Origin of the sequence: Cellulomonas humilata (genome assembly GCF_013359775.1) — a bacterium.
Lineage (GTDB): Bacteria > Actinomycetota > Actinomycetes > Actinomycetales > Cellulomonadaceae > Cellulomonas > Cellulomonas humilata.
The window spans coordinates 50868-63276 of the sequence record NZ_JABMCI010000068.1 but is presented as its reverse complement, the minus strand read 5'-3'; the positions used below and the strand labels follow the sequence as shown (position 1 = coordinate 63276).

Genomic DNA, 12409 nt, shown 5'->3' with positions numbered 1-12409 from the left:
CGCACCGTCCGCCACCGTCAGCCCGCCACGCGGTACCCGGCGCCGCGCACCGTCTCGACCACGTCCCGGCCCAGCTTGCGCCGCAGGTACCCCACGTAGACCTCGACGACGTTCACGTCCTCGCCGGTGCCGTCCCAGACGTGGTCGCGCAGCTCCACCTTGCCCACCACCCGGTCGGCGTGGTGCATGAGGTACTCCAGCAGCGCGATCTCCCGGGTGGTGAGCGCGACCGTCTCGCCGGCGCGGGTCACCCGTCGGGTGGCGGAGTCGAGCGCGAGGTCCCCGACCGTGAGGACCGGCGGTCGCACCTGGCCCTGGCGGCGCAGCAGGGCGCGCAGGCGGGCGACCAGGACGACGAACGCGAACGGCTTGGTCAGGTAGTCGTCGGCCCCGACGTCCAGTCCGTCGGCCACGTCGTACTCGCCGTCCTTGGCGCTGAGCATGAGGACGGGCGTCCACACGTCGCGCGCCCGCAGCTCGGTGACCACGTCGTAGCCGTTGCGTCGCGGGAGCATGACGTCGAGCACGATCGCGTCGTAGCCGTCCTCGGAGGCCAGCTCGAGCCCGCGCTCCCCGTCGTAGGCGACGTCGACCGCGAAGCCCTCGGCGGTCAGGCCCCGGTGCAGGGCGCGCACGAGCCCGCGCTCGTCGTCGACCAGCAGCACCCGCATGTCCTGAGCATCGCACCCGCAGCTCAGGCCGGTGCCCTGGCGCTCTCAGCATGCCCTCAGCAGGCACGATGCACAGTGGAGCCATGAACGAGTCCCGTCGCACCGCACTCTCACCCCGAGCCCGCTGGGCCGTGCCTGTCGTCGCCGCCGTCGCGGTCGGCATGGCCTTCGTCGCCCCGCCGCTGTTCGCGTCCGCCGACGACGCCGGCCTGCCGACCATCACCCCCGAGGAGCTGGCCGCGCAGGTGGCGAGCGCCGAGCCGTCGCCGCTGTCCGGCACGGTCGTCTACACCGCGCGGCTGGGGCTGCCGGAGATCCCCTTCGGCGCGGTCGCCGGCGCGGACCCGATCAACCTGCTCGGCGGCAGCTCGACCATGCGGGTGTGGTCCGACGGCAACCAGCGGTCTCGTGTGGCGCTGCTCGGCCCCACGTCCGAGTACTCCGTGGTGCAGGACGGACCGGAGGCGTGGACGTACTCGAGCATGGACGACGCGGTGGTGCACTACAGCCTGAGCGCGGCGGACCAGGCACGCTTCGAGGCGCTCGAGGCGCAGGCCGAGGCCGGTGAGCTGCCCGTGCAGAGCGACCTGCCGACACCCGAGGAGGCCGGTCGGCAGGCGGTCGGGCTGGCCCGGACATCGTCCACGGTGACGCTCGACTCGCAGACGGAGGTCGCCGGGCGCGCTGCCTACCAGCTCGTGGTGACGCCGACGAGCGACACGACCCTGGTCGGGAGGATCGTGGTCGCCGTGGACGCCACGACCTCGACCCCGCTGCGGGTGCAGGTGTGGAGCAAGGCCGACACCGAGACCCCCGCGCTGGAGATCGGGTTCACCGACGTGTCCTTCGCGACGCCCGCCGACTCGGTCCTCGCGTTCTCGGCCCCGGCCGGCTCCTCGACGCGCGACGTCGTGGTGCCACTGCCCGAGCCCCCGACGGAGGCGGCCGCGAGCCCGGACGAGAAGGAGCTCCCCGAGGGCGTGACGGTCACCGGCACCGGCTGGGACACGATCGTGCAGGCGTCGGGGCTCGACGTCGCCGCTCTCGTGGCCGGTGACCCGGCTGCCGCCGCCAACCTGCCCGGCGTGGACAAGACGTTCGGCTCGCAGGGTGCCGCAGACCTGTACTCGGAGTTCGTGCCCGAGGACGGCGCGGGCTCGCCGATGGGCGACCTCGACACCACCGCGCTCTACGACACGCTCACCACCGCGGTGCCCGAGGGCCGGCTCCTCTCGTCCGCGCTGCTCTCGGTGCTGATCACCGACGACGGCCGCGTGCTGGCCGGTGCGGTGCCCGGCGCGACGCTCCAGGCCCTGGCGGCGCAGTGACCGAACAGCCGACCGGAGCCGCGCCCTCGGGTGCGGCTCCGGTCGCGTCCGACGACGCCGACCTGGCCATCCGGACCGACGGGCTGACCAAGCGGTTCCGCTCCGGGCAGGTGGCCGTCGCCGGCATCGACCTGCGCGTCCCGCGCGGAGCCGTGTACGGCTTCATCGGGCCGAACGGCTCGGGCAAGACGACGACGATCCGGATGCTCCTCGGCCTCGTGCGGCCCACCAGCGGCCGGGCGCACCTGCTCGGCGGCGCCATGCCGGAGGCAGGCGCGGATGTCCTGCCGCGCGTCGGAGCGCTCGTCGAGGGCCCCGCCTTCCACCCGTACCTGACGGGGCGGGCGAACCTCGCGAGACTCGACGCGAGCGACGCGACGGCGGACCCTCGCACGGCCAGGCAGCGTGCCGACGAGGCTCTGGAGCGCGTCGGCCTCGCCGCCGCGGCCGCCAAGCCGTACCGGCAGTACTCGCTCGGCATGAAGCAGCGGCTCGGCCTGGCCGCGGCACTGCTGCGACCGCGCGAGCTGCTGGTGCTCGACGAGCCGACCAACGGCCTCGACCCGCAGGGCACGCGCGAGGTGCGCAACCTGGTGCGCGAGCTCGCCGACCACGGCACCACCGTGCTCGTCTCGTCGCACCTGCTGGCCGAGATCGAGCAGGTGTGCTCGCACGTCGGGATCATGAGCGGCGGCCACCTGCTGCTCCAGGGCGACCGCGCCGAGCTCACGGGGCGCGGCCTGCCCCGGCTGTCCGTGCAGACGTCGGTGGACCACGTCGGCGCCGCCGCGGAGGTGCTCACCGGGATGGGACTCACGGACGTCCAGGCGGCGGGCCACACCGTGTCGGCGCTGCTCGGGGCGGTGCCACCCGAGAAGGTGTCCGCCGCGCTGGTCCACGCCGGCGTCGACCTGCTGGGCCTCGAGGTCCGCCGGCCCAACCTCGAGCAGATCTTCGTCGAGCTGACCGGGGAGGGCTTCGATGTCGCTCGTTGAGGTCGCCCCCCGTCGGGGCTCGTTGCTGCGGCTCGTCCGCTCCGAGCTGCGCCTGGTCCTGGGCCGCCGGCGGAACATCGTCCTGCTGGTCGGGCTCTCGCTCGTCCCGCTGCTGCTCGGCACCGTCCTGTTCCTGACCCAGGACACCGCTCTGGACGGGCAGGGCCCGGGGTTCGTCGGGCGGGTGACCGGGAACGGCCTGTTCCTCGTCATCGCGTCGCTGTTCCTGTGCCTGCCCTTCCTGCTGCCGCTGACCATCGGGATCGCCTCGGGCGACGCCATCGCCGGCGAGGCGGCGGCCGGCACCCTCCGGTACCTGCTCACCGTCCCGGTGGCACGCGGTCGGCTGCTCGCGGTCAAGGCCGTCGGGGCGCTCGCGTTCGCGGCCTCGGCGGTGACGGCCATCGCGATCGTCGGCGTGGTGGCCGGGGCGGCGTTCTTCGGGCTGCGCGGCATCACGCTGCTGTCCGGGACCACCGTGCCCCTGGGCGACGGCATCCTGCGGGTAGCCGCGGTCGTCGTGTACGTCGGGCTGTCCATGACCGGGCTGGTGGCGGTCGGGCTGTTCTTCTCGACGCTCACCGAGGTGCCCGTCGGCGCGATGGCGGCCACCGTCGTCACCGCGATCGTCTGCGGCGTCCTCGACCAGCTCCCGCAGCTCGCGACGATCGCGCCCGCACTGCTCACCCACCACTGGCTCGACTTCGCGGAGTTCCTGCGGCTCGAGCCGGACTGGGGGGTGCTCGGTCAGGGGCTCGCGCTCCAGGCCGCGTGGGTGGCGATCTTCGGGGCCCTGGCGTGGAGCCGGTTCACCACCGCGGACGTGTCGAGCTGACGGGCCGTCCGCTCAGGGCAGAAGGACCGTTCCGCTGTCCGGGCTCGTTCGCGGGCTAGCGTGGCCGAAGCACCCCGACGCTCCCGGAGGACGCGATGACCGCTCAGCTCGAGCACCGCGCCGAGCCCCTGCTCCGCCGGCTCGTCGGCGCCATCCTGCGCCAGGAGAGGGAGCGTCAGCGCCGCACCCTGCGTGATGTCGCCGAGGACGCCCGCGTGTCGGTCGCGTACCTGTCCGAGGTGGAGCGCGGCCGCAAGGAGGCGTCCTCGGAGGTGCTGGCCGCGGTCTGCCGGGCGCTCGGGCTGCGGCTCGTCGACCTGGTGGGCACCGCGCACGCCCGGTTGGCGCTCGCCGAGGGGCGGGTCGTGGTGGACCTGACCGCGCCGGCCGCGGGGCGGGAGCTCGCCACGGTCACGACGCTCCCGACCCGGACCACCGGGGCTCAGGTCCTGCTCGCAGCCTGAGCCGGCACATGCTTCAGGGTCGTCACGACCTGGTCCGCCAGGCCGTAGTCGACGGCCTGCTGCGCGGTGAGGATCAGATCGCGCTCGGTGTCGGTGCGCAGCTTGGCCAGCGGCTGACCCGTGTGGCGGTGCAGGATCTCGTCCACCTGCTCGCGCAGCCGGGCGATCTCCCGGGCCTGGATCTCCAGGTCGGCCGCGGTCCCCTCTCCCCCGCCCGACGGCTGGTGCAGCAGCACCCTCGCGTGCTCCAGGACGTGCCGGTTCCCGGGCGTCCCCGCGGCCAGCAGCACCGCCGCCGCGGAGGCCGCCTGCCCGAGGCAGAACGTGGCCACGGTCGGCTTGATGTACTGGATGGTGTCGTAGACGGCCAGGAGCGCCGTGATCGAGCCGCCCGGCGAGTTGATGTACAGGTGGATGGGCGAGTCCTGGCTCTCCGACTGGAGGTGCAGCAGCTGCGCGATCACCACGTTGGCCACGCCGTAGTCGATCTCGGTGCCCAGGAAGATGATCCGGTCGGTGAGCAGCCGCGAGTAGACGTCGGAGGCGCGCTCCCCGGTCGGCCGCTGCTCGATGACCACCGGGATCGTGTACTGGCCGGCCATCACAGGCCCGCCCGTCGCAGGTTCGCGTCCGGTCGCACGTCGTCCAGGTGCTCGACCACCTTGTCGATGAACCCGTACGCCAGCGCCTCCTCGGCCGTGAACCAGCGGTCCCGGTCGGCGTCGCGCTCGATCGTCTCCACCGACTGGCCCGTGTGCTCGGCAGTGAGCGACTGCATGGTGCGCTTCACGTGCGCCATGTTCTGCGCCTGGATCGCGATGTCGATCGCGGTGCCGCCGATGCCCCCGGACGGCTGGTGCATCAGCACCCGGGAGTGCCGCAGCGCGAACCGCTTGCCCGGCGTCCCTGCGCTGAGCAGGAACTGGGCCGCGCTCGCCGCCAGCCCCATCGCCAGCGTCGCGACGTCGTTCGGGATGAGCCGCATGGTGTCGTACATCGCGAGCGCCGCGCTGACCGAGCCGCCCGGCGAGTTGATGTAGAGCGCGATGTCGCGGCGCGGGTCCTCGGCCGACAGGAGCAGCAGCTGGGCGCAGACGCGGTTGGCGATGGTGTCGTCGACCTCCTGACCCAGCACGACGATGCGCTGATGCAGCAGGCGGGTGGACAGGTCGTCGTCGAACGGGCGGACGGTCGGTGGGGCGGTGCTCATGGGGGCCTCCTCGTCGGATGCGGACCACTCGACCGTCACACGCGCCGCGCCGCTGCGGACCCCCGGTCTGCCCTCGGCGGATCTGCCGACGGCAGACGCGCTACTTGCCAATCTGGAAAGTTCGGTGCACACTTTCCACCATGGAAAGTAACCCGACGCACCCCGACCCCGACGACGCGCGTGCGACCCTGGCGATGGCCGACGAGGCCCGCGGCCGACTCACGGCCGGCCTCCGACTCCCTCCCGGCTTCCTCGTGGTGTTCGCCGCCGCCGTCGCGGTGCAGCTCGGCACCGCCGCCTACGGCATCGCCGCGCAGACCGTGGCCGGGCTCGCTGTCGTGCTGGCGGGGCTGGCGGTCTTCCTGGGCGGGTCGGCGCTGCTGCTGCACCGGTTCAGCCAGGTGAACGGGGTCAGGGTCGACGGTCTCGTCAGCCAGATCGTGCTCGCGGCCGGGGCGAGTGCCTCGCTGGTCTACCTCGGTGCGCTCGCCGCCGGGATCTGGGCCGCGTTCGCGTCGCGGTGGTGGCTCGTCGTGCTCGCGGCCGTGGTGGGCGGGGTCGGCTGCGCGCTGGGCACCCGGCACTGGTGGAGGACCTACCAGCACGAGCCTGCGGCGCACGCGCGTGGTGCATCCCCGCGAGTGCTCGCGCTGCTCGCCGTCGTCGCGTGCGTCGGGTTCGCCGTGCTCCTGGTCGTCGGCTGATGGTCGGACTCGACCCGCTGATCCACGCCCCCGCGCGCCTGCAGCTGGTCACCACGCTGTCCGGGGTGTCGGAGGCCGAGTTCGCGACGCTGCGGACCGCACTCGACGTCAGCGACTCTGTGCTGTCCAAGCACGTCTCGGCGCTCGTCGATGCCGGCTACCTGCACAGTCGCAAGGGTGTGCACGGGGGGCGGCGGACCACGTGGGTGGGCCTGACGGACGACGGCAGGCGGGCCCTGCGCGACCACGTCGCCGCGGTGCGCCGTCTGATCGACATGGTCGACTGACGGGAGCGGTCGCTAGCCTCGACGGGTGCCCGGTACGCGCCTCGAGCTGCGGTCCGACTGCGCCCGCTGCGTCGGACTGTGCTGCGTCGCCCTGCCCTTCGCGCGGTCGTCGGACTTCGCGTTCGACAAGCCCGCGGGAGCGCCGTGCCGGCACCTGGCGGCCGACCTGCGGTGCGGGATCCACGCGAGCCTGCGGGACCGCGGCATGCCCGGGTGCACCGCCTACGAGTGCTTCGGCGCCGGCCAGCACGTCACGCAGGGGACGTTCCGCGGGCGGAGCTGGCGCGAGGACCCGGAGCTGGCACGGGAGATGTTCGCGGCGTTCCCGGTGATGCGGCACCTGCACGAGCTGCTCGTCTACCTCACCGACGCGCTGGCTCGGCCTGACGCGGCCGCGGTGCACGCGGACCTCGCGCGCGCCCGCGACGAGATCACCGCGCTGACCGACGCGGACCCCGCGCAGCTGGCGGACGTCGACGTGGCGGCCCGTCGCGGGCAGGTGGGCCCGCTGCTGGAGCGTGCGAGCAGGCTGGTCCGCGCCGGTCGACCAGGACCGGGGCACCGCGACGCCGACCTCGTGGGTGCCCGCCTGCGCGGCGCCGACCTGCGCGGCGCGGACCTGCGGGGCGCCTACCTGCTCGGGGCGGACCTGAACGGGTCCGACCTGCGCCGGGCGGACCTGCTCGGTGCGGACCTGCGGGGTGCCGACCTGCGCGGGGCGGACCTCTCGGACGCGCTCTTCGTGACCCCGCCGCAGGTGGCGTCGGCCCACGGGGACGCGTCGACCCGGCTGCCCCGCGATCTGCTGCCACCCGCACACTGGTGATGTCGAGAACCTGTGAGCGGCTCCGACCACCTCACGAAGGACGCCGGGCACCCGGCCTCGCGTCCCCCGACCGGAGGTACTGAGATGCAGTCCATCAGCCCGTTCCTGTGGTTCGACGACCAGGCCGAGCAGGCCGCCGAGCACTACGTGTCGATCTTCCCGAACTCCCGCATCGTCTCGGTCGCCCGCTACGGCGAGGGGGCCCCGCAGCCCGCCGGGACCGCGTTCACCGTGAGCTTCGTGCTCGACGGCCTCGAGGTCCAGGCGCTCAACGGCGGACCGACGTACTCCTTCACCGAGGCGTTCTCGATGCAGGTGTCCGTGCCCGACCAGGCGGAGACGGACCGCGTGTGGGACGCCCTCGTCGCGGACGGAGGCGAGCCGGGGGCCTGCGGCTGGCTCAAGGACCGCTGGGGCCTGTCGTGGCAGGTGATCCCGACCGCCCTGCCCGAGCTGCTCGGCGACCCCGACCCCGAGCGCGCCGGCCGCGCGCTGAACGCGATGCTCACCATGGGCAAGATCGACGTGGCGGGCCTGCGCGCAGCGGCGGACGGCCAGAGCGTCCCCGCGTAGCCCGTCAGCCGAGGTCCGCGACCGCCGGCACCGCCGGGGCGACGGCGTCGCGAACCCAGGCCGCCAGGCTGGTGGCCGGCGGTCGCAGGATCACGGTCTCGACGCCGAGCTTCGCGTACGGACCCATCTGCTCGACGAACGTGTCGACGTCGCCGGTGAGCAGCGAGTCGCCGGCGTGCAGGAGGGTCACGCGGATCTCCGCCGGGTCACGCCCGACGTCCTCGCAGTGGCCCTTCAGCACGTCGATCTTGTGCGCGACCTCGTCGGGCGTCGTCGCGAAGAGGTTGCAGGCGTCGCCGTACTGCGCGACGAGCCGCAGCGTCTTGCGCTCGCCGCCACCGCCGATGAGGATCTCCGGCCGTGCCAGCGGCTGGGGAGAGCACAGGGTCTGCGCCAGCTGGAAGTGCTTCCCCTCGAACGGGCCGTCGTTCGCCGGGTCCCACATCTGCCGGCTGATCCGGAGCGTCTCCTCGAGCCGCTCGAACCGCTCGGCCAGCGGCGGGTACGGCACCCCGAGCCCGCGGTGCTCCTCCTCGTACCAGGCGGCGCCGATGCCGAGCGTGGCGCGGCCGCCGCTGAGCACGTCGAGCGTCGCGACGATCTTGGCGAGCAGGCCGGGGTGCCGGTACGTGACGCCGGTCACCAGCACGCCGAGCTGGACGGTCGAGGTCACGCCCGCCAGGTAGCCGAGCGTCGTGTAGGCCTCGAGCATCGGGTCCTCGGCGGGGAAGCCGGCCGCCGTCATCTGGAAGTAGTGGTCCATCACGGACACCCAGGCCAGGCCCGCCTCCTCGGCCGCCGACGCGGTGTCGGCCAGCTCCTGGCGCAGGGCGGACGGCTCGACCGAGTCGTACCGCATGAGGTGGACACCGACGCGCATGAGAGCTCCTTCGACCGGGGGTGTGTGTGCACCCTGCTCCTTCGAGCGCGCTCGAAGTCAAGCGGTCAGCCGACCACCCAGTCCGAGAGCACCAGCAGCACCACGTCCACCGCCGCGACCGCGATCGCAAAGAGGAACGGCAGCCGGTTGCGCCCTCCGCCCAGCGCCAGCACCGTCCCCGCGATGGTCAGACCGACTGCGAGCACGAGCGCGCCGGCTGCCGCCGCCCTCGGCGGACCCGCGGGAGCCAGCACCACCAGACCGGTCGCCGAGAGCAGTGCCACCGCAGTGCCGATGCTGGTCGCCGTGCCGCCCACGCGGTGCGGCAGGCCGCGGACGCCCGTCGCGTGGTCGTCCTGGAGGTCGGGAATGACGTTGGCGCCGTGCGCCCCGACGCCGAGCAGGGCGCCTGCCGCCATCGCCCACCACGCGGCGACGGGCGCACCGGGCAGGGCCAGCGCGATGGCCAGGGGCAGGAACCCGAACGAGAAGGCGTAGGGCGCCCAGGACCACACAGTGCTCTTCAGGCGCGCGTTGTACGCCCAGGCCGACGCGACCGTCGCCAGGTGCACCAGGCCGGCGCGCCACCCGAGCGCGAGGGAGAGGACGACGCAGGCCACGGTCGCGCTCAGGGCCGCCGTGCGGACGGCCGCGACCGAGAGCCGCCCGGAACCCACGGGCTTGTCGGGCCGCCCCACCGCGGCGTCGCGACCGGCGTCGATCCAGTCGTTGGACCAGCCGACGGACAGCTGGCCGGTCAGGATCGCGGCGCCGACGAGTGCGACCGTCGCGCCCGGTGCACCGGCTCCCGCGGCCATGGCGACCGCGAACGCGGTCACCGCGACGGTCGGCGCCGGGTGGCAGGCCAGGGCGAGGTCGACGGCGCGTGGACGCCGCGGGTTGTCGGTCACCTGTCTCCTCCGCTCGACCGCGACATCGTCGCAGGTCGCGCGACACGCTCCGGACAGTTGCGCCCGTGCGCACGCATGGCACGATGCCCGAATGGTGCGTATCGCCGCGATCGCCCCCGTCCTGCCCCGGCACGTGCATGCCCAGAGCGAGATCACCGCCACGATCGCCCCGCTGCTCTCGTCGGACCCCCGACGCCGCGCGACGATCGAACGGATCCACGCCTCCACGGGCATCGCGACGCGCCACCTCGCGCTGCCCCTCGAGGAGTACGCCGGGCTGACCACGTTCACCGCCGCCAACGACGCGTTCGTGCGGGAGGGCACCCCCCTGGCGGCCGAGGCGTGCCGGCAGGCCCTCGCCGCGGCGGGGCTGGACGCAGCGGACGTCGACTTCCTGCTGTTCACCTCCATCACCGGGATCGCCACCCCGTCGCTGGACGCGCTCCTGGTGGAGCGCCTCGGACTGCGCCCGGACGTCAAGCGGCTCCCCGTCTTCGGGCTCGGGTGCGTCGCGGGCGCCGCCGGGATCGCGCGCGTTCGGGACTACCTCCAGGGGCACCCGCAGGACGTCGCCCTGCTGGTGTCCGTCGAGCTGTGCTCGCTGACGCTCCAGCAGGGCGACGACACCATGGCGAACATCGTGTCCAGCGGGCTCTTCGGGGACGGCGCCTCGGCGGTCGTCATGGTGGGCGGCGACCGCGCGGCGCAGGTGGAGGGCGGCGTCGACGTCGTGGACGCCCGCAGCGCGCTGTACCCGGACACCGCCGACGCGCTCGGCTGGGACATCGGCGGCAGCGGGTTCCGGATCGTGCTGGCAGCGAGCCTCGCGGACCTGGTCGAGCAGAACCTCGGTGCGGGCGTCGTCGACCTGCTCGCGGCCCACCAGCTCAAGGTCGCCGACGTGGGCACGTGGGTGGCGCACACCGGCGGGCCCCGCATCCTCCAGGCGGCCGCCCGCGCGCTCGACCTGCCCGACGAGGCCTTCGCGGCCAGCTGGCGCTCGCTGGCGCGGGTGGGCAACCTGAGCTCGTCAGGCGTCCTGCACGTGCTTGCCGACGAGCTCGCCACCGGGGGGCAGATCCCCGGGTCGGCGGGCGTCCTGTTCGCCATCGGTCCGGGCGTGTGCACCGAGACCGTCCTGCTGCGCTGGCCCGAGGAGCCGTAGGTGACCTGGTACGACTGGCTGATCGTCGTCGTCGCGCTCGAGCGCCTGGCCGAGCTGGTGGTCTCGCAGAGGCACGTGACCTGGGCGTTCGCGCACGGCGGCATCGAGACCGGCAAGCGGCACTACCCGCCGATGGTCGCCCTGCACACCGGGCTGCTGGTCGCGTGCCTGGTCGAGGTGCACGTGGCGGACCGGCCGTTCCTGCCCGCGCTGGGCTGGACGGCGCTGGCCCTCGTGCTGGCCGCGAACTCCCTGCGCTGGTGGTGCATCGCCACCCTGGGGAACCAGTGGAGCACCCGCGTCATCGTGGTGCCCGGCATCGCCTTGGTGAAGCGCGGGCCGTACCGCTGGCTCAGCCATCCCAACTACGTGGCCGTGGCGGTCGAGGGCGCCGCGCTCCCCCTGGTGCACACCGCCTGGGTCACGGCGGCCGCGTTCACGGTCCTCAACGCCGTGCTCCTGCTGGGCTTCCGGATCCCGACCGAGGAACGCGCGCTGCGCTCGGTGAGCGCGGCGCCGGCATGACTCCCGACGCGGACCTGCTGATCGTCGGCGGCGGTCCCGTCGGGCTCGCAGCGGCGATCGAGGGTCGCCTGGCGGGCCTGTCGGTGATCGTCGTGGAGCCGCGGGCCACCCCCGTGGACAAGGCCTGCGGCGAGGGGCTCATGCCGGGCGCCGTCGCAGCGCTGCACCGCCTCGGTGTGTATCCCGAGGGCCACACCCTGACCGGGATCCGCTACGTGCGCGGCAAGGTCGTCGCCGACCACCCGTTCGCCGTCGCACCCGGCCTGGGCGTGCGACGCACCGTGCTGCACGCCGCCCTGGCCCGCCGCGCGGCCGAGCTCGGCGCGGTCGTCGTCACCGGCCGGGGCGGCGCGGTCGAGCAGGACGAGTCCTTCGTCTGGTGCGCGGGGATGCGCGGGCGCTGGCTGCTGGCCTGCGACGGCCTGCACTCGACGGTCCGCCGCCAGGTCGACCTCGCGGTGCAGCGCCGCGCGACGGGCCGACGGTTCGGCGTGCGCAAGCACTTCCGGGTGGAGCCGTGGACCGACCTGGTCGAGGTGCACTGGGGCCGGTCCGTCGAGGCGTACGTGACGCCCGTGGCGGACGACGTCGTGGGGGTGGCGCTCCTCGGGCCCGCCCGCCACGACTTCGACGCGACGCTGGAGGCGTTCGGTGCCCTGCGCCGCCACCTGGGCGCCGCGCCCACCCTCGGGCCCGCCCGCGGGGCAGGCCCGCTGCACCAGCAGACCCGCCGCCGCACCGCCGGACGCGTGCGGCTCGTGGGCGACGCGTCGGGCTACGTCGACGCCCTCACCGGCGAGGGTGTCCGCGTCGGGCTGGCGCAGGCCCGCGAGGCCGTCGCCACCCTCGAGGACGACGTGCACCGCTCGAACGCCGCCTACGAGAAGGCGTGGACCGCGGCCACCCGCGACTACCGGCTGCTCACCAGCGGCTTGATCACCGCGGCCAGGTCGCCGCTGCGGCGCGGGATCGTGCCCCTGGCCGCCGCGGCTCCTGGGCTCTACGGCGCGGTGGTCGAGCGGCTCGCCCGCTGAG

The 12409-nt window shown here is 74.0% G+C and carries 16 protein-coding genes; 11 read left to right on the top strand and 5 right to left on the bottom strand.

Going from position 1 to position 12409, the window contains the following annotated elements; genetic code table 11:
* Positions 1 to 17: 17 nt before the first annotated feature.
* The gene (locus tag HP550_RS15270) at positions 18 to 671 is read right to left on the bottom strand and encodes a response regulator transcription factor (RefSeq protein ID WP_175348543.1); all 654 of its coding nucleotides are present in this window, start codon (positions 669 to 671) and stop codon (positions 18 to 20) included.
* A gap of 83 nt (positions 672 to 754) precedes the next feature.
* Here HP550_RS15270 and HP550_RS15265 point away from each other — a divergent pair, with 83 nt between their 5' ends.
* The 4 genes from HP550_RS15265 to HP550_RS15250 all read left to right on the top strand — a co-directional run bounded on the left by HP550_RS15265 (position 755) and on the right by HP550_RS15250 (position 4293).
* Positions 755 to 1999, top strand: coding sequence for a LolA family protein (locus HP550_RS15265; RefSeq protein WP_246280912.1), 1245 nt, complete (start codon positions 755 to 757; stop codon positions 1997 to 1999).
* Complete coding sequence (locus HP550_RS15260) at positions 1996 to 2994, top strand: ABC transporter ATP-binding protein (protein ID WP_175348541.1); 999 nt, start codon at positions 1996 to 1998, stop codon at positions 2992 to 2994. Before HP550_RS15265 ends, HP550_RS15260 begins: the two co-directional genes overlap by 4 nt.
* Positions 2981 to 3829 carry an ABC transporter permease gene (locus tag HP550_RS15255; RefSeq protein ID WP_175348540.1) on the top strand — a complete coding sequence of 283 codons (849 nt, stop codon included), beginning with the start codon at positions 2981 to 2983 and terminating at the stop codon, positions 3827 to 3829. Before HP550_RS15260 ends, HP550_RS15255 begins: the two co-directional genes overlap by 14 nt.
* Before the next feature lie 95 nt (positions 3830 to 3924).
* The gene (locus tag HP550_RS15250; protein ID WP_175348539.1) at positions 3925 to 4293 is read left to right on the top strand and encodes a helix-turn-helix domain-containing protein; all 369 of its coding nucleotides are present in this window, start codon (positions 3925 to 3927) and stop codon (positions 4291 to 4293) included.
* On the opposite strand, the gene HP550_RS15245 is transcribed toward HP550_RS15250, so the two are convergent.
* Positions 4272 to 4895, bottom strand: coding sequence for a ClpP family protease (locus HP550_RS15245; RefSeq protein WP_175348538.1), 624 nt, complete (start codon positions 4893 to 4895; stop codon positions 4272 to 4274). The two genes, HP550_RS15250 and HP550_RS15245, sit on opposite strands and share 22 nt — an antisense overlap.
* On the bottom strand, positions 4895 to 5503 hold the full coding sequence (locus HP550_RS15240; RefSeq protein ID WP_175348537.1) for a ClpP family protease: 609 nt from the start codon (positions 5501 to 5503) through the stop codon (positions 4895 to 4897). Before HP550_RS15240 ends, HP550_RS15245 begins: the two co-directional genes overlap by 1 nt.
* Positions 5504 to 5643: 140 nt before the next feature.
* On the opposite strand from HP550_RS15240, the gene HP550_RS15235 reads away from it, so the two are divergent.
* From HP550_RS15235 to HP550_RS15220, 4 genes are all read left to right on the top strand, one after another.
* Positions 5644 to 6207 carry a hypothetical protein gene (locus tag HP550_RS15235; RefSeq protein ID WP_175348536.1) on the top strand — a complete coding sequence of 188 codons (564 nt, stop codon included), beginning with the start codon at positions 5644 to 5646 and terminating at the stop codon, positions 6205 to 6207.
* A complete protein-coding gene (locus HP550_RS15230) occupies positions 6207 to 6494 on the top strand; it encodes a transcriptional regulator (protein ID WP_175348535.1) in 288 nt (95 codons plus the stop codon). Before HP550_RS15235 ends, HP550_RS15230 begins: the two co-directional genes overlap by 1 nt.
* Before the next feature lie 25 nt (positions 6495 to 6519).
* Complete coding sequence (locus tag HP550_RS15225; protein WP_175348534.1) at positions 6520 to 7320, top strand: pentapeptide repeat-containing protein; 801 nt, start codon at positions 6520 to 6522, stop codon at positions 7318 to 7320.
* Between the two features lie 84 nt (positions 7321 to 7404).
* Complete coding sequence (locus HP550_RS15220; RefSeq protein WP_175348533.1) at positions 7405 to 7893, top strand: VOC family protein; 489 nt, start codon at positions 7405 to 7407, stop codon at positions 7891 to 7893.
* 4 nt (positions 7894 to 7897) lie between these two features.
* Here HP550_RS15220 and HP550_RS15215 read toward each other — a convergent pair whose 3' ends face one another.
* Together HP550_RS15215 and HP550_RS15210 are read right to left on the bottom strand one after the other, a co-directional pair.
* A complete protein-coding gene (locus HP550_RS15215; RefSeq protein WP_175348532.1) occupies positions 7898 to 8773 on the bottom strand; it encodes an LLM class F420-dependent oxidoreductase in 876 nt (291 codons plus the stop codon).
* 65 nt (positions 8774 to 8838) lie between these two features.
* Positions 8839 to 9684, bottom strand: a complete 846-nt coding sequence (locus tag HP550_RS15210) for a UbiA family prenyltransferase (RefSeq protein WP_343048202.1) — start codon at positions 9682 to 9684, stop codon at positions 8839 to 8841.
* Between the two features lie 91 nt (positions 9685 to 9775).
* Between HP550_RS15210 and HP550_RS15205 the strand changes: the two genes are divergently transcribed.
* From HP550_RS15205 to HP550_RS15195, 3 genes are read left to right on the top strand one after another with little or no spacing between them, the layout of a single operon-like run.
* Positions 9776 to 10849: a type III polyketide synthase gene (locus HP550_RS15205; RefSeq protein WP_175348531.1), complete on the top strand. Its 1074-nt coding sequence runs from the start codon at positions 9776 to 9778 to the stop codon at positions 10847 to 10849.
* A complete protein-coding gene (locus HP550_RS15200; protein ID WP_175348530.1) occupies positions 10850 to 11374 on the top strand; it encodes an isoprenylcysteine carboxylmethyltransferase family protein in 525 nt (174 codons plus the stop codon).
* Positions 11371 to 12408 carry an NAD(P)/FAD-dependent oxidoreductase gene (locus HP550_RS15195; protein ID WP_175348529.1) on the top strand — a complete coding sequence of 346 codons (1038 nt, stop codon included), beginning with the start codon at positions 11371 to 11373 and terminating at the stop codon, positions 12406 to 12408. Before HP550_RS15200 ends, HP550_RS15195 begins: the two co-directional genes overlap by 4 nt.
* The last annotated feature ends 1 nt before the right edge of the window (position 12409 follow it).

Bases quoted from the DNA above. Each gene is read 5' to 3' on its own strand.
- HP550_RS15240 (WP_175348537.1), bottom strand. From the start codon at position 5,503: ATGAGCACCGCCCCACCGACCGTCCGCCCGTTCGACGACGACCTGTCC.
- HP550_RS15255 (WP_175348540.1), top strand. From the start codon at position 2,981: ATGTCGCTCGTTGAGGTCGCCCCCCGTCGGGGCTCGTTGCTGCGGCTC.
- HP550_RS15245 (WP_175348538.1), bottom strand. From the start codon at position 4,895: ATGGCCGGCCAGTACACGATCCCGGTGGTCATCGAGCAGCGGCCGACC.
- HP550_RS15195 (WP_175348529.1), top strand. From the start codon at position 11,371: ATGACTCCCGACGCGGACCTGCTGATCGTCGGCGGCGGTCCCGTCGGG.
- HP550_RS15265 (WP_246280912.1), top strand. From the start codon at position 755: ATGAACGAGTCCCGTCGCACCGCACTCTCACCCCGAGCCCGCTGGGCC.
- HP550_RS15230 (WP_175348535.1), top strand. From the start codon at position 6,207: ATGGTCGGACTCGACCCGCTGATCCACGCCCCCGCGCGCCTGCAGCTG.
- HP550_RS15235 (WP_175348536.1), top strand. From the start codon at position 5,644: ATGGAAAGTAACCCGACGCACCCCGACCCCGACGACGCGCGTGCGACC.
- HP550_RS15220 (WP_175348533.1), top strand. From the start codon at position 7,405: ATGCAGTCCATCAGCCCGTTCCTGTGGTTCGACGACCAGGCCGAGCAG.
- HP550_RS15270 (WP_175348543.1), bottom strand. From the start codon at position 671: ATGCGGGTGCTGCTGGTCGACGACGAGCGCGGGCTCGTGCGCGCCCTG.
- HP550_RS15215 (WP_175348532.1), bottom strand. From the start codon at position 8,773: ATGCGCGTCGGTGTCCACCTCATGCGGTACGACTCGGTCGAGCCGTCC.
- HP550_RS15250 (WP_175348539.1), top strand. From the start codon at position 3,925: ATGACCGCTCAGCTCGAGCACCGCGCCGAGCCCCTGCTCCGCCGGCTC.
- HP550_RS15205 (WP_175348531.1), top strand. From the start codon at position 9,776: ATGGTGCGTATCGCCGCGATCGCCCCCGTCCTGCCCCGGCACGTGCAT.